Origin of the sequence: Anatilimnocola aggregata, assembly GCF_007747655.1 — a bacterium.
In the GTDB taxonomy this organism is placed as follows: Bacteria; Planctomycetota; Planctomycetia; order Pirellulales; family Pirellulaceae; genus Anatilimnocola; species Anatilimnocola aggregata.
The window spans coordinates 1,035,020-1,061,059 of record NZ_CP036274.1 but is presented as its reverse complement, the minus strand read 5'-3'; the positions used below and the strand labels follow the sequence as shown (position 1 = coordinate 1,061,059).

Sequence of the window (26,040 nt, the reverse complement as noted above, 5' to 3'; positions counted from 1 at the left end):
TGGCCCTAATTATAATCCGAAGCTGGTCTCTGCGGTTTCGACCGCTCGTCTAGGTTCGGACTCCGTTCTGGCTGGTTCGTCCCGCTGATTCGCACCATAAGTCTTGTCTTTTTGGCGATTCGGCAAGTTGAAACAGAGATTGTCGTAAATCGCGATATTTTCGAGGGTTAGTACATGTCGACCCGGCGTTCGCTGAAGCAAACCAAAGCATCCCTGAAGAACTCTTGGCAGAAGAGTTCGCAATACAAGGAGATGCTGCGGCGCGCAGCTCGCAAGTTCCATCTGGAATCGCTTGAGGACCGGCGCGTCTTTGCGGTCGATCCAGTTTTAGTTGCCGCCGATGGTGGGGTGACGTTCAGCAGTGGTCCAACGCCCACGGTGCGGAATGAATCACCGCGCGAGTTGACGTTCACCTTCCCGGGTGTGCCCGGAATGGACCGAACGACGCTGGCTGCTGGCATTCGCCTGGTTCCAGCCAATGGCGACGGCACCTTCGATCCGCTCGATCTGCCGATCGCGCCGGCCTATCTGGACCTGGGTGACGATGCAACGCAAGTCGTGATGCGCTTTGCTACTCCGCTGAAAGACGACCTGTATCAGTTGCAGTTTGTCGGCACCACGTTGAAAGACACCTCCGGCATTCAATTCAACGCCGGAAACACCTTCAATCTCAATTTTACTTTGAATCTTGCGCCCCAGGTGCTCGCCGTTGTGCCGCAGCCTGTGGTCCGCAACGCAGCTGGCGCACTCGCGCAGATTGGCAACGAAGTCCACGTTTACTTCAACAACGACGATCTGGACGAAGCTCTTGCAGAAGACGTGCGCTATTACAAACTGCTTGTCACGCGCGGCACGGTCGACCCATCGGATGATGCTCCCGCTGCCGGCGAGATCCAGCCCTACTCTGCTGTATACGACGCCACGCTGAATAAGGTGGTCCTCAAGTTCGACTTGAATCCCGCTGCCCCCGACCCTAATTTCCGCCTGGAGCAATTCGCCGGCACTGCGCCTGGGGTCGCCGATCCAGCGGTTTCGTTCCGGCTGCGACTGGGAACGACAGAAGTTCGTCGCCCGAACGTTTACGGGACGACTGGCGGCACATCAAATACGGATTGGCTTACCAAAGACCCAGGGTCCAGTTTTGATAGCGCGGCTGGTCTGCGCGACGTGCTGATCAATGGCTTGCCCGCGGGGGTACCGCTGCAATCGCTCGAAGACTTTATCAACAGCACTGCTGCGGCCAATACCGGCAATCCAATCGTAATGACGAGTGGAACAAGTGTGATCATCGGTCAGTCGATCGATCCGCAGTTCTACAACCTGATGTGGCCAGGTGGCAACGATGATCCGGGACACCGCGACATCACGGGCCAGGGGAACCATCCCGGTACTGGGGCAGCGGTTGTCATCAATGGTCGAGTTCAAACCGTCATTCAGCGCAGCGATGGCCCGGAGAATCACCTGGGAAATATGATCGCGCAGAATCCGCTCCTGCAGCCGGCAGCGGATGCGGATAGCGTGAATGGGGTGACGACGTATTACTACAACTTCCGCAGCGAGTTGGGTTACGTTCCCGATACGACCAATTCGACAATTCCAACTCAGCCGACGTTCAACGTCATCACGGACCGGCAAAAGCAACGGGCTCGCGAAGTTCTGGAAATCATCGGCCAAACTTCCGGTGTGAACTTCGTCGAGACCGAGAATCAAGGCTTCATCATCGCGACTGGCGATATGCGGGCGATTCTGACACTGGTACAAACGGGCCCAGGTGGCCTGACAGGTTTGGCCGGCGCGGTTGACCTGAACAATGACGGCTTCGGCGAAACTGCTGCCGCAATTATGGACTCGGGCGACGACTGGTCTTCCAACGGTCGCGATCTTTACGGCAATGCCTGGTTCATCACGGCCATGCACGAGATCAGCACGTTGCTGGGGCTGGGCCACAGTTACGATCTTCCCGGCACTACGGTGCAAGGTGAAGATCCCTCATTGGCAGCCTCAGTGCCAGCTGCTGAGCCAATTTTCCCCGGTGATAACAACATCGCTCACATGCAGCATGTCTATCGGCCCGAAGCCAAAGACATCGACATGTACAAGTTTGAAGTTGATGTCGCCGGCGTGCTGACCGCCGAAACATTCGCAGAACGGCTGGCTAACTCTAGCGGTCTGGATACCGCCATCGCCGTTTATCGGGTCAATCCGGACACCGGCGTTCCCGAGTTGTATGCCAAGAACGACGACTACTTCAGCAAGGATTCGTTCCTGGAACTGACGCTGGAAGCCAATACGACCTACTATGTGGGCGTGAGTGCCAGCGGCAATACGGAGTTTGATCCCAACGTCGTCGATTCCGGCATCGGCGGTACAACGCAGGGTGCCTATCAGCTAAAGCTGGACTTCCGCAAGATTGCTACCGACACGCTGACCGATGTCTCGGGCACGCCCCTGGATGGCGATTCGGATGGCAAACCAGGTGGCGTGAATAATTTCTGGTTCCGCGCCGCTGCCCCCGTAAGCTCGCTAGCCGATCTGCAAAACACGACGCGCACCGCACGTACGATCTTTGTCGATCGGATGGCTGCCGCCGATATTTCGCCCCGCGATGGTGTGCCAGATAGTGCCGCGTACATTCCCGATGGCTCGCTCGCCAAGCCGTTTATCTCGATCAAGTCAGCACTCGCAGCTTCTCGTCCGTTCGACATCATTCGCGTGGTGGGGAACAACCTTGAGAACGCCGCCGACTCTCTCGATGCCATCGATACCAATTTGACCGACAATCTGGCGTATCAAATTGGCTTCGATAAATTAGGCAACCCACTGGCCGATGGTGCCACACTCGATGTTCCCAAGGATCGCACCCTGGTGTTCGATGCCGGTGTCGTGGTTCAATTACGCCGCGCTCAGATCAGCGTGGGCAGCGAAAACCAAGGCGCTTCAGCCGACCGCAGCGGTGGTGCGCTCCAAGTGCTCGGCACGCCATTCCAGAGCGTCTACTTCACGTCGTACAATCCCACGAACGCGACTGAGCCACAGATCGGTGATTCCACTTTTCAACGTGCCAATCCTTCGGGCGAATTGGCAGACGAAGGGGATTGGGGCGGTATTGCTTTCCGCAGTGACATTGATCGCGCCGATGGTCGTTCCGACTTTGAGCGCCGCGGTATCTTCCTGAATTACATCTCTCATGCCGATATTCGCTATGGTGGCGGCCAGGTAGTGGTGAATTCACAACCCCGCACCGTGAATCCGATTCACATGACGGATGCCCGGCCGACGATTATCAACAGCCGCATCACACTTGGTGCTGACGCCGCCATGTCAGCCAATCCCGATAGCTTTGAAGAGAGCAACTTCACGAGTCCCCAATACGGCAGTACGTTTAACAGCAGCTTTAACGTTGACTACAAGCGTGTCGGCCCAGAGATTCACGGCAACTTCCTCGATACGAATACCATCAACGGAATTGTTATTCGTTCGACCACGCAGAGTGGTGCGCTGAATGCTTCTTCAATCGAAGAGATGGCAGTCGCAGGCCGTTTCGACGATACCGACATCGTCCACGTGTTCCAGGAAAACCTGGCGATGCACAGCGCGCCTGGTGGGGCCTTTGTCCACACCGCGCTGACTGCGCCAGCGACGACGCTGACTGTTGCCGCGCCCGTAGCGGGTACAGGCGGTTTCGCCACGACGGACACCAATATCGAGTACAAAATTGTTTACGTCGATGTGAATGGCAACGAAGGCGTCGCGTCCAGCACGATTCGTGCGTCAGGTTCCATTACGTCTGCGAATTCTCACATACGTTTGACAAATCTGCCAAACGTCACCGCCGCGTTGTTGGCTTCGGGCTTTGTTGGTCGCCGCTTGTATCGTCGGATCGGTGGAGTGGGCGACTTTATCTTGGTCGAACAGATTCCAGCTTCGGCCGCTGCAACGTACGTGGACCGCAATCTCGCGTTGCCAGTTTCGGCACTGCGGCTCAAGGTGGCCTCGGTTGGTGATTCTGTATCGCCACGCATCAATGCTATTGGTACTACCCCGGCCGTTACGACCACCACTTCTGCCTCTGGCGGCACGTACACGGGTGGCCAGCAAGTGGTCTATGCCCTGGCCTACGTCGATACCGAAGGCCGCGAATCACCGATGGTCGAACTGCCTCAAGTCACGACCTTGGGGCCGGCAGGTTCAGTCACATTGAACAACTTGCCGTTGGCCTACGGTTCGTACATGGGCTTGCGAATTTATCGCTCGATTACTGTTCCCGGTGTTCCCCTTGTTCCTGGCCAGTTCGATCTCATTGGGATGACGGATGCGGGCAAGACGTCGTTCACGGATACGGGCATCGCGGTCAATCCAGCTCAACTGATTCCCGCCACCGTCAACATTAACACTGCTGTTTCCGCAGTCCCCGCCCCTGCGGGTACACGCGGGTTTACTAACGGCACTATCGTCAATTATCGCTTCTCGTTCGTAGGAACCGGCGGCGAAAGTGCAACCTCCGCCTTGGCCGTTCCGGCTGGCGAAACGGGTGGGTTTGTAATCTCGGGCAATAATCGTCAAATCACCCTCACGAACCTGCCGCTCGTCGATACCAAAGTCTATTCGAGCCTGATCGTTTATCGCTCAGATAACTACGGCAAGTTCGAACAACTGGCGATCATTCCGGGCGGCCCCGGGCAGTTGACGACGATTGTCGACGAGAACTTCCGGACCAGCGCTAATGCTCGCTACGTGACCAATCCGCTATTGTGGCCGCGCGGTGATGGACTTCCTGTTTTCCTGCAAGACGTGGCACTCGCTCAGCCAGCCAATGCCCGCGCACGGCCGCACGGCTCGCTGGTGATCGATCCGTCCATGGTGCTTAAGTTCGATGGTGCACGCATCGACGTGAACATCGGCACCGGCCTGATTGCAGAAGGTGTGAAAGGGCGGGACATTGTTTTGACATCGCTCTACGACACTCGCTACGGAGCGGGTGGCACTTTCGCGACCTCAAAATCCGTCGGCGCTGTGGGCCAAGAGGGGGACTGGGGCGGCATTTACTTCGCGCCCGATTCGAAGGGCAGCTTCAACGAAGTTGTGTTCGCTTACGGCGGTGGTGAGGGCCGGATCGAAGGTACCTTTGCCGGCGTCAATGTACTGGAAATTCAGCAAGCTAAGGTTCGCGTTGCCAACAGTCGATTCGAGTTCAATGCAAGCGGTGCTAGTGGCTCGCAAACGACGGGCGATCGCGCCGGTCGTGGAACCAACGACAACGCGACCATCTTCGTGCGCGGCGCTCAGCCGGTAATCATCAACAACACGGCGCTTTCCAACAGCGGTGCCTTCATCAGCATCAATGTGAATGCCCTCAATTCGCAGCAACTCACCGACTTCGGGCGGCAAACCGGCTTGTTGGCCGAACGACCTGCGGACACGGAACTCGCGCGAAACAGCTTCCCAGTTTCGCGCTTGATCGATACGCAAACAGGTGTGACCGATGTCGATAACAACGGCCCGCTCATCCGCTTGAATCGAATCGACCTGAATGACACCAACGGAATGCGAGTGCGCGGGGGCGTGCTGACGACTGAAAGTGTGTGGGACGATACCGATATTGCTCACGTCCTTTTCGATTCGATCTTGATTCCTGACTTCCATACGTACGGCGGTTTACGACTGGAAAGCTCAGCCCGCGAAAGCCTGGTAATCAAGGCTGCCAGCAATACCACCACAAACACTCTGGCTGGCATCATCGCGGACGGCCGCCCTCTGGAAAACGAAGAGCGGATCGGTGGCACGTTGCAAGTTCTGGGTCAGCCAGGCTTCCCGGTCGTGCTCACCTCTTATGCTGATGACACGATCAGTTCCGGTTTCACTCCTGCGGGCAAACCGCAGGGCAATACGAACGGCGACGATCCAGCCACTACGAACACACTCCCCACGGGACCTGAAGTCGACAACGGTGTCCGCATCGACAACGATGTGGCCACCAGTGTCAACGGACACTTCTCGTGGACAGTCGGTGTCGCGGGTGGCTATGGCAATGCCTCCACCGCCACCGCTCAGGGCTTAACAGCTCAGTTTATCGCGCAAGATTTTATCTTTGCCCACTTCCCAGTCGTGTATGCAGGTACACAAGTCATCAACCTGCGGTTGGCTACTGCCGCGAGCACAACCAATACGCTCACGATGGCTCCGATGCTCGTCTCTCCGGACGTCGTCGTAAGCGAAGGTCAGTTCACCCGCACCGGCCTGCCAGCTGTTCGTTGGCGTGCTACTTCGAGTTTTGCGAATGGCTCGACTCGACTTGTCACCTCTTTCGACTTCAGCACTGCCACTGGCGCTCCGCTGGGCGACATTCGCCTGATGAGTTACCTCGATCAGGACGTGCAAGGTGCTAACGACGACTTGTTGTATATCGATGGATCGCCCGGTGCGGCGGACTTCCGTCTGGTAACGCTCGACAACAACGAACGCATCGGTTTCTCGCAAGGTGGTATCTATACAACGGGAGCCGGATTGCAGAATGCAAGCTACGTCGGTTTCGCCGCCGATAAGTGGTCGGACTTGCAGACTCGAATGCTCGCGGGAACCCTGAATAATTTTGCCATCACCCCCAGCGGCACCAACATTGACCTTGTCGATTTGCCGCTGATTCCCGACGCAACACTCGGCAATGTCTACGGCTTAGGCGACATCACAACAGCCCTGGCGTGGGATCTTGATCCGCTGGCCTCCACTTCGACGGTGACTACGTTCCTCGAATTCCTGGCGAACGCGCCAATCTCCGGCGGGCGACCAGGCGATTGGAACGGCATTGTCATCGATAAGTACGCCAACGATCGAAATGTTGAGACAGTTCCCGAACGGGAGCCGGTCACCAGCAATGGCACTCAGAACTCGCGGCCGAACAAGGCGCAGTTCCTGGGCTCGTTGTCCTCTGCAGATAAGGGTGGCGATGAAAACCTGCGCCTCGGTTTCGTCGTGCAGGGCGCAATTGCCACGCCCGGCGATGTCGACATCTATAGTTTTAAGGCGAAAGCCGAAACCGAAGTTTGGTTCGATATTGATCGCACCACTCAATCGCTCGATACGGTGATTGAACTAGTTGACGAGTTTGGCAACATCCAAGCTCGCTCGGATAACTCTGCAGACGAAGCAACGGGTGCCGACTCGCTGCTGGGCGAAGGGGCATTCCCGCTACAGAAGACCGCGCCATTCGAAGGGCAGGATTTGTATTCGACGAATCCGCGCGACGCGGGCATGCGAGTCCGGCTCACCGGTACACCAGGTGTCGAAAGCACCTACTTTGTCCGCATTCGAAGCGTACCCAAGAACAAGGGTGACCTGGATACCGTCGTACCTTCGAGCGTCAGCGAGAGTCTGGTGGTGCCAGGTATCAGTTCCGGCTCCTACGAACTGCAAGTTCGCTTGCGTGAGCGGGACGAGAAGGGGGGCACGACCATTCGCTATGCGAAGATCGCCAATGCGCGTACGGGCATCGATGTCAACGGTCATCCTTCCCATTCGCCACTCACCGGCGAACGCCGCGATATCGAACCCAACAACACGGGTTCTTTGGCTGGAGCGCAAAACCTCGGCAATCTGCTGGCAGTCGACCGTGGGGCAATCTCGATCTCGGGTAATTTGAATGCTCTGGGCGATGTCGACTGGTATCGCTTCACGCTGGACTACAACGCCATCGATGGCCAGTCCCCCGTGCCCAAGGAGTATCCGAACTTCGATACTCTCGTGAACACGGTTTTCGATCTGGACTATGCCGATGGCCTGGGGCGTCCGAACCTCCAGTTGTTTGTTTACAACTCGAATTTCCAGCTAATCCTGACGAACTTCGACTCGAACGTTTCCGATGACCGCTCCGGCACACTCTCGAGCAGTGGCATCAGTGATTTGAACCGCGGTTCGGTCGGCACGAATGACGCCTACATCGGTAACATCGCGTTGCCGGCGACCGCGCCTCTGAGTTCGTTGAATGGTACTGCGCCGGAAACTTACTACGTGGCCGTCGCCGCTGTGGGAACGATTCCGACTCCGTACACGCAGTTCACTTCGGCCACCACGACGAACCCGTTGCTGCGCATCGAGCCGATCGACTCCGTCCACCGGATCGTCGAAGACCACATTAATGAAGGACGGTTTGAGGACATTCCTTGGCGCCAGGGTAAGCCACCAGACCGAGGCACTTCGTCACTGCCAGATACGCAGGTCTTGTTCGACAACATTCCCGGTAACGACAGCGTGATTCCTTGGCACTTAGGGGACATGACTCTGTATATCAGTCGCGATAGCGCCGCGACTGAAGTAACAACGCTGCAGACGATCAACCCGTTTACCGGGGCTCACGTAGCTACGGTCGGTACCCAGGGTTTCGACATCGAAGACATCGCATTTAACACGGCCAATAATCTCTTTGGCTTGTCGCGAGACTTGGAAGATACGCTCATTCAAGACTCGGAAGCTGGGCACTTGATTCAGATCAACACTGGGACCGGTGCGCCTACCGATCTGGGTGACGATGGAATTGACACCTATCAGCCCGATGCAATGGGTAATCCAATCGTCACCAATGCCGGAAACGGCTTCGGTGTTCACTACAATGCCTTGGAGTTCTTTACTCCGAACAATTCGCCGGAACGATTGTTGGCGATTGGTAACCGTGGCGAGTTCTATCGTCCGGGTAATATCAATCCAACAATTAATAGCAAACAAAACATCATCTATCAGTTGAACCCCGCAAACGGTGCTGCACTGGTAAATGGCGGACCGCGGTTGACGGGTGCCGGAACCGATGCCTTCGAAGTTGGTGAAATCCTCACACAACAGCGGTTCACCGGAGTTGAAGCCACCATTTCAACTGGTGCGAACTACTTTGCCAATATCACAGACGGGACCTTTTTCACCGTCACCGATGGGAATGTGACCCGTGACTTTGAGTTCAATGCCGGGTTTGAAGCAACTCAGCAGGTAAACCTTGGGCTAGACCAGACAGTTCGCGATGGCTACTACTTCATTCTCGATCGAGATGACGTACCAAAGAGTGGTAACGAGGTTATTTTTCAGTTTGATACCGGCAGCGTGATCGCAGTCAACCCCACCATTAACTCGACGGCCGCCGGTTTGGACGGATCAACATTCACAATCAACGCCGCCGGTCAACAACGAGTATTTGAGTTTGACAACAATGCCGTCCAGAATTCTCCCGGTGCCTTGCCGATCGATATTCGAAATCTGGCAGGTCCATTCCTAACGGCTGACGTAATTGCTGCCAGGATTCAAGCGGCCATTAACGCTGCCTCCGGTCCAACCTTTCAGACAACCGCCTTGGTTGCCGCTGGCTCGACGCGAGTCTCATTGATTCCCTTCTTGCCAACCCAGAGTGTCAGTGTCACGGCCATCAACCCATCACTAAGCGGGCTAGTGGCCGTTGAAGGCGAAACCGGCCAAGCACCTATCCTACAGGCTGTAGATGCGCCGCTCGCGTTACAGTCAGGCGATCTTGAAGGTCAGCGATTTAGCTTGACCTTGGGAAATCCCGTGACGCCCGCCAACACGTTCTTCTTTGAGTTCGATCCTGCCGGAAACGGTGTTACCGCAGGAAGTACACCAGTAAATATTAACTACGGCGACACTTCGGATGTCGTCGCTGTGCGGATGCGAGACGCAATTCGTACGGTGAATGGTCTCTTTGCCGATGTCTATGGTGGCGACGATCGTGTGGTCGCAAACGGCTTTCGGATTGCATACAACGTGCTCCCAGGAACACCGATTGTCAATTTGCTTGGGCCTGTACCACAGGGAGGTCTTCCCAACGTCCTCATGGCGACGGAAGAGGTGAACACCAACGCTCAGATCGCAACATCGATTCTCAATGCCGTAAATTTAAGTCCAATCTCTCCATTCACTGCTGGTGCCGAAGGTGCAACACTCGACGCACGCATTAACTTCCCGCCGGTTACGGCTGCCGGCAAAGTGCCGACCCTTGCTGTCGATTTCGACGGCATGCCAATCTGGACGCAACTGGCCAGCACGCCAGACTTCAGCCCGGGGGCCTATTCGATTCCCTTCCGAGCTGAAGATTCTGCCGCCACGATTGCGACGAGCGTCGCCAATGCCATCAACGCCGATCTTAACTCGGCCGGCATCTTTGCTTCGCTATTAGGCAACAATGTTCAACTCACCAGTGGGCAGATCATTACGCCTGCGAACTCGCCGTTTATCGTCGGCGGACAAGGGCCCGGCGGTAGCATCACCGGCATGGTGAATGTGGCGAATACAGCCGCGACCTCTACTTTTGTGGCGGTGAGCGACAACGGCGGGTTGTACGAATTTACCATCAACTTCCTCAACAATCAGAACCTGCTGCCGACCGACCCCAACAAGATTCTGCAAGTCACGAGCGTCAATTACATCGGCGCTTCGCGGTCGGATTTGGCAGGCCTGAGCATTCAAGGTCTGACACGCGGGCCAGCAACGGTCGAGAATGGTCGATATGCGAACACCTGGTTCGCGGTCGCAGAGGTTGGCGGGCAGAGCCGGTTGTATGCATTCGAATACGATCACACGACCGACACCTACGGCGGCATGGAGCCGATCTTTGTCGATGGGCAGACCAACATTCCGCTGACATTCCGCAACGATGCAGGAGTGGTTACGCCGATTACCCAAGCCAACGGTATTCGCTTTGGTCAGTTGAACGAGAACCTGTGGGGCTTCACTCCTTTTGTGGACCCAACCAACACGCACCGTCAAACCGATGCGGGTCACGGTACTCCAGCTGCGGAAAACGGCAGTCGTCCCGCGACCACTGGCAATTCCAGCTTGTACTTCGGTACCGGCGGTCGTGGCTCGACCTACAACGTAAACGGTGGTGCCTTCGGCAGCGTGGTCAGTAACGAGTTTAACCTGGAAGGTTACGCCGCCGTCGATCAACCGGCACTGTACTTCACCTACTTCTCGAGCCAGGAAGCCAGCCCGATTTATGACTCGCTACGAGTCTTCGTCAGCTCGATCGATAATAACAATGCGGATACAAACGGCGATGGTGTGGCCGACTCGAATAGCGGTGACTGGCAACTGCTGGCGATGGACGAGTCGAATATCTTCATCAATACCAATGGATTCCGTCAGGTTCGCATTCCGCTCGATGCGTATGCTGGCCAGAAGTCCGTGCGACTCCGTGTCGACTTCAGCACGGCTGGCGATATGGACGTCGGCGTTCCCTACACAACCGGCGAAGAACTTCGCGCAGTTGCAGGTCAGTACATCACCGATGAGCAGTTCATCTCGATTGGCGGCCAACGTTACGAGTTCAATAATGGTGTGACCGCAACTTTCTCCAGCGGCCGGGCGACGCCCGATGGTGAAACCATCACCATCCTGCCAACGGCTGCTGGCGTGCCGATCACTTTTGAATTCGACAAGAACAACTCGGTAACGGCAGGAAACATTCGGGTTGGTATCACCGATCTGATGACTGCCCAAGAACTCACCCAGACCCTGCTGGGAGTTCTCGCCGCAAACGGCCTCGGGGCCGGCACTAGTTACCTTGGCAACGATTCTGTGTTGAACTTCTTTACTGCGGCAGCAGTGACTCCAGCTGCTGCGCCAACCAGTGCCGCGGCTGTTACGCAGACTCAAGGTGCCGCCGGTCTTAGTGCTGCCGGGCTGCTTGTCAACGCGATTGAGCTGCCATTCACACGAACACAATCGCGTGACACAGTGGCGACGACACTGCAGAACATGCTGGTGCAAACGTTCTATGCACAAAAGTTGATTGTGCAGGATGGCAGCCAGTACAACGATGAGCAGACTTTTCGCCTTACTGCGACTTCAGGCACCGCCGATGCGGCGACCTACGAGTTTGATAGTGGCGAGATCTTCACGATTCCAACTGCCGGTGCCAACCCACTGGCGGCAGTCGCGATTACCGATGGCGACTCATTCCAAATCACGTGGAATGGTGTCCCGCGCATCTTCGAGTACGACAACAATTTGGCGACCGTCATTCTCGGTGCCATCCCTATTTCATTCAATGTAAATGACTCCCAATCGCAGGTTGCAAGTGCCACGGTTGCCGTGCTTAATTCGGCCCTCGGCGGCAACATGAATGCAGCTGTAGTGTCTGGATCTGCAATTCAACTCGATACGGATACCAATGCCCTAACGATTGCCGACTTCACGAACATCTTCGGATCACCCGAGTTTGCGAGCACCGGTGCTGCTGGCGTGGCAGTGGGAAATATTCCCGTGTTCTACACGGATTCGGCTTCGTTCCTGCCCAATCAGGTAGCGGGGCGGGTCGCGCAGGCATTGAATGCTGGCGGACCTTTGGCGATTCCCGGGTTGGCCGCTACCACTTCGCCGACCTCGCCAAATCGAGTGGAGCTCGTTTCGGCTCGCGACTTTAGTTTGTCCTTCCCTGGACCACTAAACGCTCTCATCTCGCTGGAAACTCCCGACTCTGGAAGCATCAAGCAATATGGAGACCTGGTTCGCTTGATTAGTTCGCCGACCGGTCCCTTCCATACCGTCGACGTTGTCGGCGGGGTGGCACAGCGTGGACCTTTCGGTTTGGAAACCAATCTGACTGGCGACGTCACCGATACCGTCGGTGGTTTCCGCAGCAACTTGCGATATCAAAATAATGCCTTCGAAGGCGTCTATCTGGACGACTTCGTCATTGGTCTGGCCGAGCGTGGCGAAATGCTCTCCAACGCCATCTCAAGTTCGGCAATTACAATTCCCACGACCCCACCTCCAGGTCAGATCATCCTCGGCGACTATCAACTCGAAATTCGCCGTGGTGTGGGTTACGACTTCGTCACGCCGGCGTTGCCTGGATTTACTCCCGACTCGAATGACCGGTTCTCCGAGCAACAAACCTTGCTCGCACGTTCCGGTGCTCAACTGATCGATGGTCAGACTTTTACCATCAGCGATGGCACACGCCAATTGACATTCGAGTTCAACGACACGGCAGAAGTCACACCCTTTGGCCAGACTGTCGTTACTCCGGGTAACCAGGAGATACCGTTTAATTCGACAATGTCGGCTCCCGAAGTCGCGCTATCGATCCGCGATGCGATCAATAGCACCGATGTTCAGCAGATTCTGCGAGTCAACGCGTGGCTGGGGGATGGTACTCAGCCAGGCCTGGCAACCACGACGAATCGTGTGAATCTCAACGGTGCAGCGACGTTCGTCGCTACGGGTGTGCCCGTTAAGGAGGTTAACGAGAGCCTTGATACGGCCCTGCAGATCACTGCCCCAGGCTCGATTTACGATGGCTTGCGGTTCTTCGCCAATGGTACCGTCGGCGATTCGGACGATACCACTACCGAGCAGAAGGATGCTGACCGCCGTGCTCGCGATATCGATTACTTCGGACTTGATCTGAGCGTGACGGCAGAGTTCTTTGATGGCTTAACCACGGCAGATCGTGAAACTGTGACAGTTCTCGATCCTACTGTGAGCGCCACACCGTTTATCTTTGAATTTGATAACAACGGACTCACGACGCTGGGCAATATTGCTGTTCCGATTACCCCGGCAATGACCCGAGTTGAGGTCATGCAGGCCTTCCAATCAGCCCTCGCCACAGCAGGTCTGTCAGCTAATGTTGTTGTCGATGCACAGCTCCCTGCCACCCTTCGCTTTCAAGGTACGCAGACTGTCAGTGCGGCCCCCGCAGTCATTGGCGGCGCGCCGATAACTCGGGTGGTTGGTCAGCAAATCCTGGTGGATGTCGATGCCGCCATTCAGGGCTCGACTCTTGATAGTTACCTGCGGATCTTCAACGCTGCCGGCACACTGCAAACGGTGACGATCAACGGCAACACTTACACCGCCGAAAACGATGGCGCGACGGTGAGAATGATTCCGACCGCTGGTGGTCCTGCCGTGACCATCGCTGCTCCTGGCGAACGACTGGGGAATACTCAAGTTCGCGGCAGCAGCTTTGCCACGCGTCCAGATACGGATTCTTATCTGGCCTTCTCCGCGCCCAGTGCCGGACGATATTACATCGCAGTGAGTGGTGCCGGGAACAATAAGTACACTCACACCACGACCGCTGGTGCAATCATTCCGGTTGGAGCGATTCCAGGCAGCACGGGCAAATACACGCTCGAAGTCACTTCGCCGAACGCGCCCAACAGCAATTCGGCTGGTGCACCGAGTGCAATCGATGTCATCACCTTCGATCAAGAACTGGGTGACCGCAATCTTGTTCGCGATCAAGGTCAGATCGTGCTGCAAGGGAATGAAGTTTACAACTCGCTCTTCTTCGGCATCGATATCGACGCCGGTGCCCGCGTAGCTGCCGACGGCAACGCTGCCCATCAAGGTGCGACTCGTAACCTCAGTCAAGCCAACACGGTGGGCCTGGTTCCGGGTGTCGTGGTGATGAACAACATCATCTACGGCAACGGCACGGGTGGTATTCGCTTCAGTGGCGACCCGGGAACCGATGCTCCGGTTTCGTTTGGACGCATCATTAACAACACGCTTTATGGTAAGGGTGGCACGTTCGATCCGCCGTCGGCTGCTGTCGCCGACACAGGTATTCTGGTCAACGAGCGATCCGGGCCCACGCTGCTGAATAACATCATTGCCAACTTCGCAACGGCCCTCAACGTCGATGCTTCGTCCCGTCCGAATACGGTGATTGGTGGTCTCGTCACACAGGGAAACACGGTTCTTACCAACCCAGCCAACCTCGGCCTGGGCGATTTCCCGATCATGCTCACGAATGCCGATCCACTGTTTAAGAATGCTCAGGGTGGGAACTTCTACCTGGCAGCTCTTTCGCCTGCGATCGATAGTTCAATTGACTCGCTGCTCGATCGACCCCTCATGGTTTCGATCAAGTCGCCGCTTGGCTTGGGTGACTCACCCATCCTGACGCCCGACCGCGATGCCCGCGGCCAAGTACGGGCCGATGACCCGGATGTGCAGACGCCGCAAGGCTTCGGTTTGAATCCGTTCAAGGATCGCGGTGCCCTCGACCGTGTCGATAAGTCGGGCCCCAGTTCGGCGCTGGTGAATCCGCAGGATAACGATGCCCTGGGAATTGACCGAGATCAGGCTCTCACGGTGGTTAGCACCGATAATACGGTGCTGGTCCGGAACTTCACGATTGCTCTGTTCGATCGAACCGATCCCAATGGTGAACCCGACGGTTCAGACATCGATGACTTCACAGTCACCAGCAGCCAGGTGATCGTCACGCGGCGGATTTCGACGACGGCGACCCAAGTGCTGGTCGAAGGCGTGGACTACTTCTTCAGCTATGACGCCACGAGCAATCAGATTGTGTTGACTCCGGTTGGCAACATCTGGCCACGTGGCACCTACCAGATCCTCATGAATGACGGCATTGCCGATCAAGCGGGGAATCTGCTGTCGCCCAATAACACGGTCGCGATTCCGAACCCGAACGTGCCAGGCGACACCATCAACCACTACTACACGCTGTTCCTCGGAACTGCGGTTGATTACGGCGATGCTCCAGCTAGTTATCCGGTTCTGGATGCGGACGGTGGTGCCAACCATGGCATCGAACCGGGCGTCTATTTGGGAACTGACCCGACAGGCTTCCCAACGGCAGACTTCGATGGCCAGCCGAGTGTAGCGGCGAACCTCGACAACGACGACGGCGTGCAGTTCATCAGCTTGCAGTCCGGTATAGCGGACGGTGGCCGGGTCATTGTGACTTCGCCAAGAGCTGGTTTGATTGTATCGGCCTGGATCAACCTGAATCCTTCGACAGACAGTGACTGGAGTGATGCCGGAGAACAGATTCTGACGAACGTGGTTCTCGCCGCGGGTTCGAATTTGCTTAACTTCACGATGCCTGCCAGCGAGCGAGGCGCCACTTATGCCCGCTTCCGTGTGAGCACGGAAGTAATCAACAGCCCAACCGGTGCTGCGATCGACGGCGAAGTCGAAGACTACCAGGTCACCTTGACTGGCCCTCTGTTCCAGAACGATCCCAATGACATCCAGGTAACCTACCCAGGCGACCTGACTGCGACGAATGTTGGCCAATACGATGTGGACGACAACGGCAAGATCAACGCCTTTGATGCCCTCATCATCATCAACTACTTAAACTCGTACGGCGTACAGAACTTGCCGATCGTCTCGCCACCGGCCCCTTTGAACCCGTTGCTCAATCCGCCACCCTTCCTCGATGTCAACGGTGATGGCCGGTTGACTGCGTTCGATGCGATCGGTGTCATTACCCACCTGAATCGAGTTCCGCTGTTGCCGCCTGTCATCGCCTCCGCGGGCGAGGACGTTGGCTTCACCAGCATGAGGTCCACCGAGAACGAAGCAAATGTAGATGGGGAAGTCCTCGATGCGAATCTTTCGCTCCACACGCTCGTTCCCGACGTAATGTATGCGTCGTCGAGCGTGGTAATCGAGACCGCGCCCACCACAACTGCTACTGCCTCGGTGCCAGTTTCGGAGTTGGTACAGGACGCGGCTGTCGAACTGCTAATCAACAGCATGGCTGTCGCCCAAGGCGAGCACGAGGATCCGAGCTCGTTCGAAACCTTCGAGCAGACCGACGAAGCGATGGGCCCGCTGACGGACGCCCAGTGGTCCGATCTGCTCAGCGACCTGGCCGAGGAACAGCTAAACCTGGGCTAATACCGTGGGTTTTTGACGAAAAACACGAGCGAGACCCAGCAGGGGCGGGCCTCGTTCGGAATCTGCAGGCCGATTCCAGAACAGGGGAACTTTCTGGAATCGGCCTGCGTCTTTAGTAGGTGCGGTCGTAGCGAAAATGGCGGATGCGCACTGCGCGCTAAGCTTTCGGAATGCGTTGACTTGTCTGCGAAAGAAAACTTGACGGGCACCTTGCAAATCTGTTGCAAAGCACGGACATCCCGACTAGCTTGGAATTCAAACCCTAGTTCCTGGCATGGTTTTCAGGCTCGCATCTGCCCACCATCCATTCGCTACAACTGCTTATCTGGCTTATGGTTCGGCTGTCTGTGTGAGGGCTGGGGTTCAGCAACGTTTGGTCGGTGGCGGAAGCTTCTGAGGCGAAGTTTTCCTAGTCAAACTGCCGGTCAAGTGCTGCATCGGGAACAGAGATTTTCGTTTCGCTACGGGTAAATCCATGACAACTCTCGGTCGTCGTAACCGTTTTGCCACTTCGTCGCGTACTGCGGCTGCCCAAAAACTGGCTCGCCAGAAGTTGGCTCAACGCCGCTCGCTCTGGGCCGAACAGCTCGAATCTCGCGAACTAATGGCCGGCGATGTCGCCCCCACGCTCTTTCGCAGCCCCTTTTGGAATATCCAACAGCCCCGCGACGTGAACGCAGACGGTCGCGTGACGGCTATGGATGCCCTGCGAATCATCAACTATCTCAACGTCAATGGTTCGCGGACCGTCGTCAGTCCTGCAGGTGCCGCCGCCGGTGAAGGCGTTGGCCCCGAGCCCGACTCCTACCTGGACGTCAATAACGATACCCGTATTTCGGCCATGGACGCGCTCCAGGTCATCAATCAGCTGAACTCGGGCGGTACTGGCGACCCGATGATCAAGCTGACGGTGCAGATTGTCGCCGCTGGCACGAACGATGACCTGAACACCATCAGCAAGGGTGGCTCATATGAACTGCGGGTCTTGACCGAAGACCTGGGCGTCTTGAACTACATGAGTCTTAATCGTGATCCCACGCTCCTCGATGGCAGTACCGCACTCGGCGTCTCCACGTCCTTCTTCGATGTGCTGTACAGTACTGACAAAACCGATGTCCAGGTCAACGAAAGCCAGATCATCTTCATCTCTGGCACTCCGACGACCAATGGCACGTTTACATTGACCGTAGTCCAAAACGGCGTACCGAAAACGACTGCAGCGATCCCGTTTGCAGCCAATCGCGCCACGACCGCCGGGAACATCCAAACTGCTCTCGATGCCGTGCTGGGCGGAACCGCGACCGAAGTGACTCACGAGCCTTCCGGTGGCAATAATCGTTGGCGTGTTCGCTTCCTCAATCAGATGAGTAATCAAGACGTTCCTGAAATGACGGGCAACGTTACCGGCCTGGGAACTGCCGCGATCACCATTACCGAATCGATTAAGGGAACCACCACCAACCCGGCTGCGTACACCGACGCCTTGAAGTTGCGAACTCGCTACGATGCCGACGGCAATCCGCTCAACGATGCCCCTCCCTTCTTCCAAGACAATCGACAAGGTTTCCGCATGGCAACCGGCATCAACGATGTCGGCGGAACCCAGTTCTTTGACCCGTACCAGGGAACAACGCCGACCGAAATCCTCCGCGTCCGCATGAACGCGCTCGATGCTGGCCTCGTCAATTTCAATCTGTCGCTGGCAGATATTGCCGACGGTCTCGAAACTGGTGTGGTCGGATTCGGCATTCCCGTCACAACAGACCTGATCATGATCACGGGCGATTCGCTTGAGATTACTGAACCGCTGAACGCTGGCGACGATTCGGCAACCACGACCGAAGGCAGCGTTACGCCAATCAACATCAATGTCACCAGTAACGACGTCAACGTCGCCCCGACACCCAACACCGCGAAAACGGTAATCAGCGTCGATACGACCGGCACCCTCGGTACCGTGCAGATCATCTCTGCCTCGACCATTCGCTACACGCCACCAGGCGGCGATTTCAACGGCATCGATACTTTCAAGTACACCGTGCGCGATCAAGCCTCGCCGACATTCAACACCGACGTCGCTACGGTCAATATCACCATCAATGCGGTCAACGATGCTCCCACCATCAGTTTCTCGGGGACTTCGCCGCAAACTTTCAACGAGGACCAATCGCGCACCTTCAGCAGTGGCGGGGGCAATCAAATCACGGTCAACGATGTGGATGCGGCCGCACCTGCCCTCCTCACCTTGACTTTGAATGTTGGTGCAGGCAACGGTACGCTCACGCTCTTCGGCGTCACTGGCTTGACCAATGTCACTGGCAACAACAGCAGCACCATCTCCGCTCAAGGGACGTTGGCCGATTTGAACAACGCCATCAATGGCCTTACCTACACTCCGGTTCCTGGCGCATTCGGCTCCAAGACCCTTGCAGTTACGATTAATGACAACGGCAACACGGGTGGTGCTCCTCAATCGTCCACTCTGAACATCCCGTTGGTCATTACTCCCATCAACGACGCCCCGACTATCAACGTGGGCTTTGCCAGCCCGGTCGCCAATATCGAGGGAGACGCACTCCTCTTTTCGTCCGGCGCAGGCCGCCTGATTACGGTTGCCGATCAGGACTCGGGTAGTTCCCCCGTCGTCGTGACCCTGGCAGTGAATGCTGCCAACAGAATCAACGTCCCGGCTGCGACCGGCGTCACGATTGGCACCAACAACACCAGCACCGTCACCTTGACCGGCAACGTGGCCGATGTCAGTGCCGCCCTCAATGGTTTCACTTACACTTCGGTCGTCGGTTTTGGCGGTCAATCCGACACGCTGAACATCACGATCAATGACCAAGGGAACACCGGCGGCGGAGCCCTCACTGCCAACGCCAGTGTCACCATCAACGTCGCTCCAGCGGTTCGCCCATTCGCTGCGTCCGATAGCCTCACCGTGGAAGAAGACTCTGCTAGTGGAGCTCTCAACACAGTCGATGTACTCGCCAATGACCTCGTGAACCCAACACCTGTTGGAACGAAGGCCCGTCTCCTTTCGTTCGTTGGCACTACTCCGAACGGCGGCACGGTTACCCGTGATCTTGGCACACTCCCTGACGACACGGACGACAAACTCATCTATGTCCCCGCTCCGGACTTTTTCGGGGCGGACACGATCAGCTATACCTTGCGAGATACGAGCGGCGTTGGTGCCGATTCCATTGGCACGGTGAACGTCACCGTCCGCCCGATGAACGATGCCCCCACCGCCATCGACGACGCGCTTTCGAGCATTGCCGAAGATTCCGGCCCGCGCACCATTACCGCCATCACGCTGACCGGCAACGACTTGAAGGGTCCGAGCAACGAAGCAGGCCAGACGCTCACCATTACCAGCGTTAGCAATGTTGTTGGTGGCACCGCGAGTGTCGTGGCTGGAGATGTCGTCTTCACTCCGGCAGCCGATTTCAACGGGACTGCCAGTTTCGATTACACCATTCAAGACAACGGCCAAACCGCCGGTGCGAACGACTTCAAGTCCGACACCGGTTCGGCAACGTTCACCATTACCGAAGTGAACGATGCTCCGGTTGCTGTCAACGATCCGATCGCATCCATCGCTGAAGATTCGGGCACTCGGACGATTCCGTTCGCCTCCCTCCTCGGTAACGACACGAAGGGCGCAGCCAACGAGAGTGGACAGACGCTCAACATTACCAGTGTCACTTCGGGCACCGGTGGTACCGTTTCGATCAGCGGCACCAATGTCCTCTTCACCCCAACACAAGACTTCAACGGCGCAGCCAGCTTCACTTACACAGTGACCGACGATGGCACAACCAACGGAGTTGCTAATGCGAAGTCTGCCAATGGCACGGTGACGTTTAGCATCACCGCCGTCAACGATGCCCCCGATGCCGATGACGACACAGTGACCACCGGCGAAGGTCAACAAGTTGATATCGCGGTATTGCTCAACGATTCGGACGTCGATGCCTCGCCGACATTTATTAGCCAAGATAACCTGCTTACCTCCGGTACGACGATCTCGATCATCAGTGGTCCCAGCCACGGCACCGCGAGCGTCGTGAACGGCAAGATTCGTTACACGCCCGATGCGTTCTACAACGGTAGTGATGAAATCACCTACCAACTCAACGATAACGACTCGACGACTCCGGGCCCGTTGACGTCGACCATTGCCACAGTCTCCATCACGGTGCAGGAAAAGAACGACCCTCCGGTGGCCGTTGCCGACACCGCAACTACCAACGAGGACATTGCCGTCAGCATCGATGTCTTCAATAACGACAGCGATCCCGATACCGCGAATACCCTCTGGTCGTTTGTGCCGATGCAACAACCCACGCACGGTACGATCTCGTTCAACCCCACCACGCGGCGAGTCGTTTACACGCCCGAAGCAGACTACAACGGCCCCGATTCGTTTACCTATAAAATCAACGACAACTCGCCGTTCACTCCACCCAGCTTGGAATCGAATGAAGTTACTGTGTCGATCACCGTCGTGGAAGTGAATGACGCACCTGTGGCAGTCAATGACCCCACCGGGGTTCCCTTTACGGCCATCATCGATCGTCCCCGCGACTTCAACATCACCACTGACCTGCTGAGCAACGATTCGAAGGGTGCGGCCAACGAATCCGGTCAAACGCTCACGCTCGATTCGTTCCAGGCAACTACGGCTAACGGCACGGTTACTCGCAACGGCAACATTCTCACCTACACGCCGAACCCGGGTTACTCGGGGCTCGACAGCTTTTCCTACACCATCATCGATAACGGCACGACGAACGGCGTTAACGATTTCAAGACTTCGACCGCCACCGTCAATATCGATGTGAAGAATTTCATTCCGACCGATGTCGAAGGTTATGTGTATATCGACTACGACAACGATGGCGTGTTCGATGCCAACGAGAAGGCCCTCAGTGGCGCCCAAATAACGCTCGCTGGCACCAGCCTCGTCACCGGCCTGCCGATTGTGCCCATCACCCTGACAACAGGGATGGACGGACACTACTTCTTCAACGATGTGGAGCCGGGTAATTACACTCTGACCGAAGCGGCACCGATGGGGCTCCGCGATGGCAAGGAAACTGCTGGCCTGGCCGCTGCCGCCAATCCAGGCAACGCGAACGACGTGATCCAACTCACTCTCCCCCTCTTCGGCATCGCCGGGGGTGTATCGGTGAACTCGTTCGGCGAGGGAACCATCGACGCCAATCAACTGGAAGATAGTCAGGGCCTGATCGGCGAAATCCTGGCCTCGTCGACTCAGAACGGCTATGTCATCTCCACCGATCTTGCGGGCGACGCCTTCTGGTCGTGGGCTTTGAATGGTTGGAGCAATACACATTCGATCAAGGTCACCTTATCTGCGGATCTGTCGAGGGCCCTCTTGGAGTGCACCGACGGATTCGGCAATAGCTTCTCCACGACGATCTTCCAAGATCCCTTCAATATCGACAACCCGAACCGCAACAACCCAAACCACACGGCTGCCATGGCCCGCTTCCGCATCCTCGGCCGCGATGCCAGCGACAACTACATCATCCGGCTCGACGGCCGTGCCACTGATTTCTTCGGTGCCAGTGGTGCCTCGCTGGCCTCGGTCCCGGTGATGTCGGCCGGTGAAGCCACCAGCGCCGGCGAATACACCAACGGTGTCGACGCCGCGATGGCCGCCGGCAGTTGGGCCTAGCACAGCCTGCTCGATTGAAATTCACTTTCCAATTTGACCTCCCCCCTCACTCCCTCACCGGGGAGCGAAGGGGTCGGGGCAATTTTCGGGCTCGCTGACTTTACCTTCAGCCGCCAACCGCTGGCCCGAAACATTGTCCTGACCCACTAACGCAATTCCGCGACCTCGGTCTCCTCGCGCGATTAACCTCCCTTCTTCACTCCCTCGCCTCGGTACTCCGGGGTGAGGGGCTGCACTGTGCACGACCTTTCCTTCGCTCGCAATCTCCCCGCCCGTCTTCATTCTTCATTCTGCATTCTGCATTCTGCATTCTTCATTCTGCGTTCTTCCTTCTCCCTTTCCTCCGCCCTTTCCCGCTCCTCCGCCCTTTCCCGCTCCTCCCGCTTCCACGGCTTCTCCGGCTCGACCCACATGCCCGGGATTGGCATGAGGTAGCCACCCACGTCGCGAAAGATGCGGCCGTGCTGGTTGACATGCAGCGAACTCTTCTTCACGGGCTGTGCGGGCTGCGTTGGCGCGCCCTGCGACTGCACTGAAAATTCCGCGGGGCGCTCGTGCGGCTCGAGCAGTTCCGGAGCATGCTGCAACTTGTACGACAGCGACAACTGCTGCGCTAACCGGCTCCTTCCCTCTGCGGTCAGGTTCTGCGGGATCTCTAGCTTGGGAGTAGAAGCAGAGGGGGAGACAGGAACAGGAGCGGGAATTGACGTCTGGAAATTTCCGGAATCTTCAATTGTTTCGACCTGACTCGCTACGCTCTTATCTACTGACTCTTCCACGACTTCCGCCACAATGATTTCCTCCTGAATCCCAAAACTTTCCATTTTCAATTTCCAGAATTCTTCCTCCGTCTTCACTTCTGCATTCTGACTTCTGCCTTCTGACTTGTTCTCTTCTTCCTTCTCCCCATCTCCCTCACTCCCACTCTCCCCCTCTTTCCCCGCCCGCTCCCACTTCGCCAGTTCCCGCAGCGACAGGTCCACCTCCGCGCGCAGTTCGGCGATCATTTCTTCCTTCGTCAGCGCGGCGGGCTCGAACAGTCGCCCCTCGCAGCTGAGATCGACCGTGCCGTCGCGCTTGAGCCCGTCGAGTTCCGCCAGTTCGCGGCTGATCTCGCGAGCCTCGCGCAGCATCCGTGGATTGCCGCGGCACTGCCGGCTCCACGATTCTTCGCGCTCGATGACGCCGTTTCGTTTCACGACCTTAGCCGAGACGAGCGGCTTGCGCGACTCGCGCCATGCCTCCATTGAATCTTCGTACATCATCTGCAGCTGTCGCCGCCGCAATCGCACGCAGTTGTACAACCGCTGCTCGCGGCTCAGCTCGCGAAACTCCGCCGTTTTCCGCGTGATGTGCGGCACCAGCGAGCCTTGCCACTGCTCCATCTTCTGCACGATTTTGCAGATCGCGCTCGGCGTCAGCTGAAACCTGATCGCCACGTCCTTCTGCTTGCGCCCTTCGACGCGAACCAACTTGAAGATCTCAATATCCTGGGCACTGATGCGTGGTCTGCGAGACATAACGGCTCCTTTCGAAATGAAAAACCAAACAAACCCAAACCGGGTCGGGGCAATTTTCGGGCGCGCAGACGTTACCTTTAGCCGCCCAGCGCCGCCCCGAAATATTGTCCTGACCCACTCACTCAATTCCGCGAGATCGCTCTCCTCGCGCGATGATCCCACCCCATCGGGTTCCGGAGGATTTTCGGGCCAACCTCTCTCGGCCAAAGCAACATTTCTCGAGCCCGAAAAACCTCCCGACCCCGGCTTGGTGTTATCACTAACTGCGCAGCACATCCCGCGCAACTACTAACAACATTAAAGACATGCTGCTCACATCGCAAGAACATTTTTAGATAGTTCCCAGCATCTCTAGTGCAAAAGCCAATGACCCACCGCCGCAGGGGCGGTGGCGTGAGAAGGCAGAACTCGCACGCTCACCTTGTCACCCACTCACCTTGTCACCCACTCACCTTGTCACCCACTCACCTTGTCACCCACTCTCCCGCGCTCCCACTCCGCCCGCTCGCTAGCAACGCTTGGCAAGCTATGCCAGTTAGACCGAACGGTGATAGCAGCGGGGAAAGCGGTGATGTGGCCTGGGAAGCCGCGCCGATGAAGAAGGATGTGCGACCGTCGGTCGCGAGGAATAGCGCCTGCGCGCTCCGGTTCCTCGCGGCCTGAGCATGTCGAGCACTGGAAGGCAAGGGACTGCCCGCCAGCAAGCCGATTGTGTCGCCACAGGGTGCCCTGCGATTGTTGAACTGCGCTTGCGCAGAGCCGACGATTCGCAGCACCGACGAAGGCCTCTGCGGGCAGTCCAGGGATGCTGTTTTGCTGCCGATCTCGGAGGAGATGCTATGAAGTTGTCGCTCGCGCCCCTTGGCGGCGGACTCTTGTTGCTTGCGCTCGTTGCTGGCGAAGCTGCGCTCGGCCAACAACCCGGCATTGCACCGGTGGCGGCAGTCGCGCCGCCAGCACCGCCTCAGGAAGCGACCAAGAGCCTGCTGACGACTTTTCATGACGGCGGACCGGTGATGTATCCCATCGCGGTCTGCTCTTTTTTGCTGGTGATTTTCGTCTGCGAGCGGTTCGTCAGTTTGCGCCGCGGTCAGGTCGTTCCCAAGCCGTTTGTCACACGTATTTTCGAACAGCTGCGCGAGGGGCAACTCGACCGCGAACAGGCAATCGCCCTGTGCGAAAAAAACGGCAGCCCGGTCGCGCTGGTGCTGGCTGGCGGCTTTAAGAAGTGGGGTCGCACGGCAGTCGAAGTCGAACAAGCCGTCCTCGACTCTGGTGAGCGCGTTGCGAATCAACTGCGCAAATACCTGCGGCTATTCAACGGCATCTCGCAGGTCGCTCCGCTGCTCGGGCTGCTGGGCACGGTGATGGGGATGATCTCGTCGTTCAACGCCATTTCTGCTTCGCAAGAATCGGGACAGCGCGAAATGATGGCCTCCGGCATTGCCGAAGCTCTCATCACCACCGCGGCCGGCATGCTGATCGCCATTCCCGCGCTGCTCGCCTATCTCCACTTTGTCAGCCGCGTCGATCAACTGGTGACGGAGATCGATTCGCACGGTCAGAAGCTGGTCGAAATGGTTTCGGCCGATGGGCTCGAACGCCTGGCGCAGGCCCGCAATCCGACGAAGCGGTCAAAAGCAGCCTAGTGTCGCAGGCCCGGGCAACGAGACGATTCACGGCGGGTTTGATTCACGGCAGCTGACTTTAGGAGTTCGAACGATGCCACTGAAGATGCATCAAGACGAGATGCCGCAGATCAACCTCACGCCGATGGTCGATATCATTTTTCAGCTCATCATTTTTTTCATGGTGGGCTCGCGCTTCACGGAGATGGACAAGAAGGTGGACGTCAGCGTGCCGCAGGTCGCGAACGCCGCGCAGCTGCCGACCGCGCCCACGCGCTACGTGGTGAACGTGCACCGCGATGGCAACATCACCTTCAACAACCAGCCGGTGACCTTGCAAAGCTTGACGCAGGAACTGAAGACCGCGCGCCAAACCAAGACCGACTTGAACGTGGTGGTGCGCGGCGATGCCGATGGTCCTCTGCAAAATGTGGCGGCAGTCCTCACTGCTTGTCGCCAGGCCGGCGTGGCCGATGTGGGAATTTCTGTCCGCGGTGGAGTCAAGGAGCGATAGTTC

The 26,040-nt window shown here is 57.1% G+C and carries 5 protein-coding genes; 4 read left to right on the top strand and 1 reads right to left on the bottom strand.

Features of this window, described 5'->3' with window-relative positions; all coding sequences use genetic code 11:
- Positions 1-174: 174 nt before the first annotated feature.
- Entirely contained in the window at positions 175-16,662 is a 16,488-nt protein-coding gene (locus tag ETAA8_RS04045) for a GEVED domain-containing protein (protein ID WP_145085248.1), read from the top strand.
- A 475-nt stretch (positions 16,663-17,137) separates the two neighbouring features.
- Entirely contained in the window at positions 17,138-22,375 is a 5,238-nt protein-coding gene (locus ETAA8_RS04040) for a beta strand repeat-containing protein (protein ID WP_145085244.1), read from the top strand.
- 278 nt (positions 22,376-22,653) lie between these two features.
- Here ETAA8_RS04040 and ETAA8_RS34330 read toward each other — a convergent pair whose 3' ends face one another.
- Complete coding sequence (locus tag ETAA8_RS34330) at positions 22,654-23,895, bottom strand: hypothetical protein (RefSeq protein ID WP_202921543.1); 1,242 nt, start codon at positions 23,893-23,895, stop codon at positions 22,654-22,656.
- Positions 23,896-24,734: 839 nt separating this feature from the next.
- Here ETAA8_RS34330 and ETAA8_RS04030 point away from each other — a divergent pair.
- Positions 24,735-25,544, top strand: coding sequence for a MotA/TolQ/ExbB proton channel family protein (locus ETAA8_RS04030; protein WP_145085238.1), 810 nt, complete (start codon positions 24,735-24,737; stop codon positions 25,542-25,544).
- Positions 25,545-25,617: 73 nt separating this feature from the next.
- Complete coding sequence (locus tag ETAA8_RS04025) at positions 25,618-26,037, top strand: ExbD/TolR family protein (protein ID WP_145085236.1); 420 nt, start codon at positions 25,618-25,620, stop codon at positions 26,035-26,037.
- The last annotated feature ends 3 nt before the right edge of the window (positions 26,038-26,040 follow it).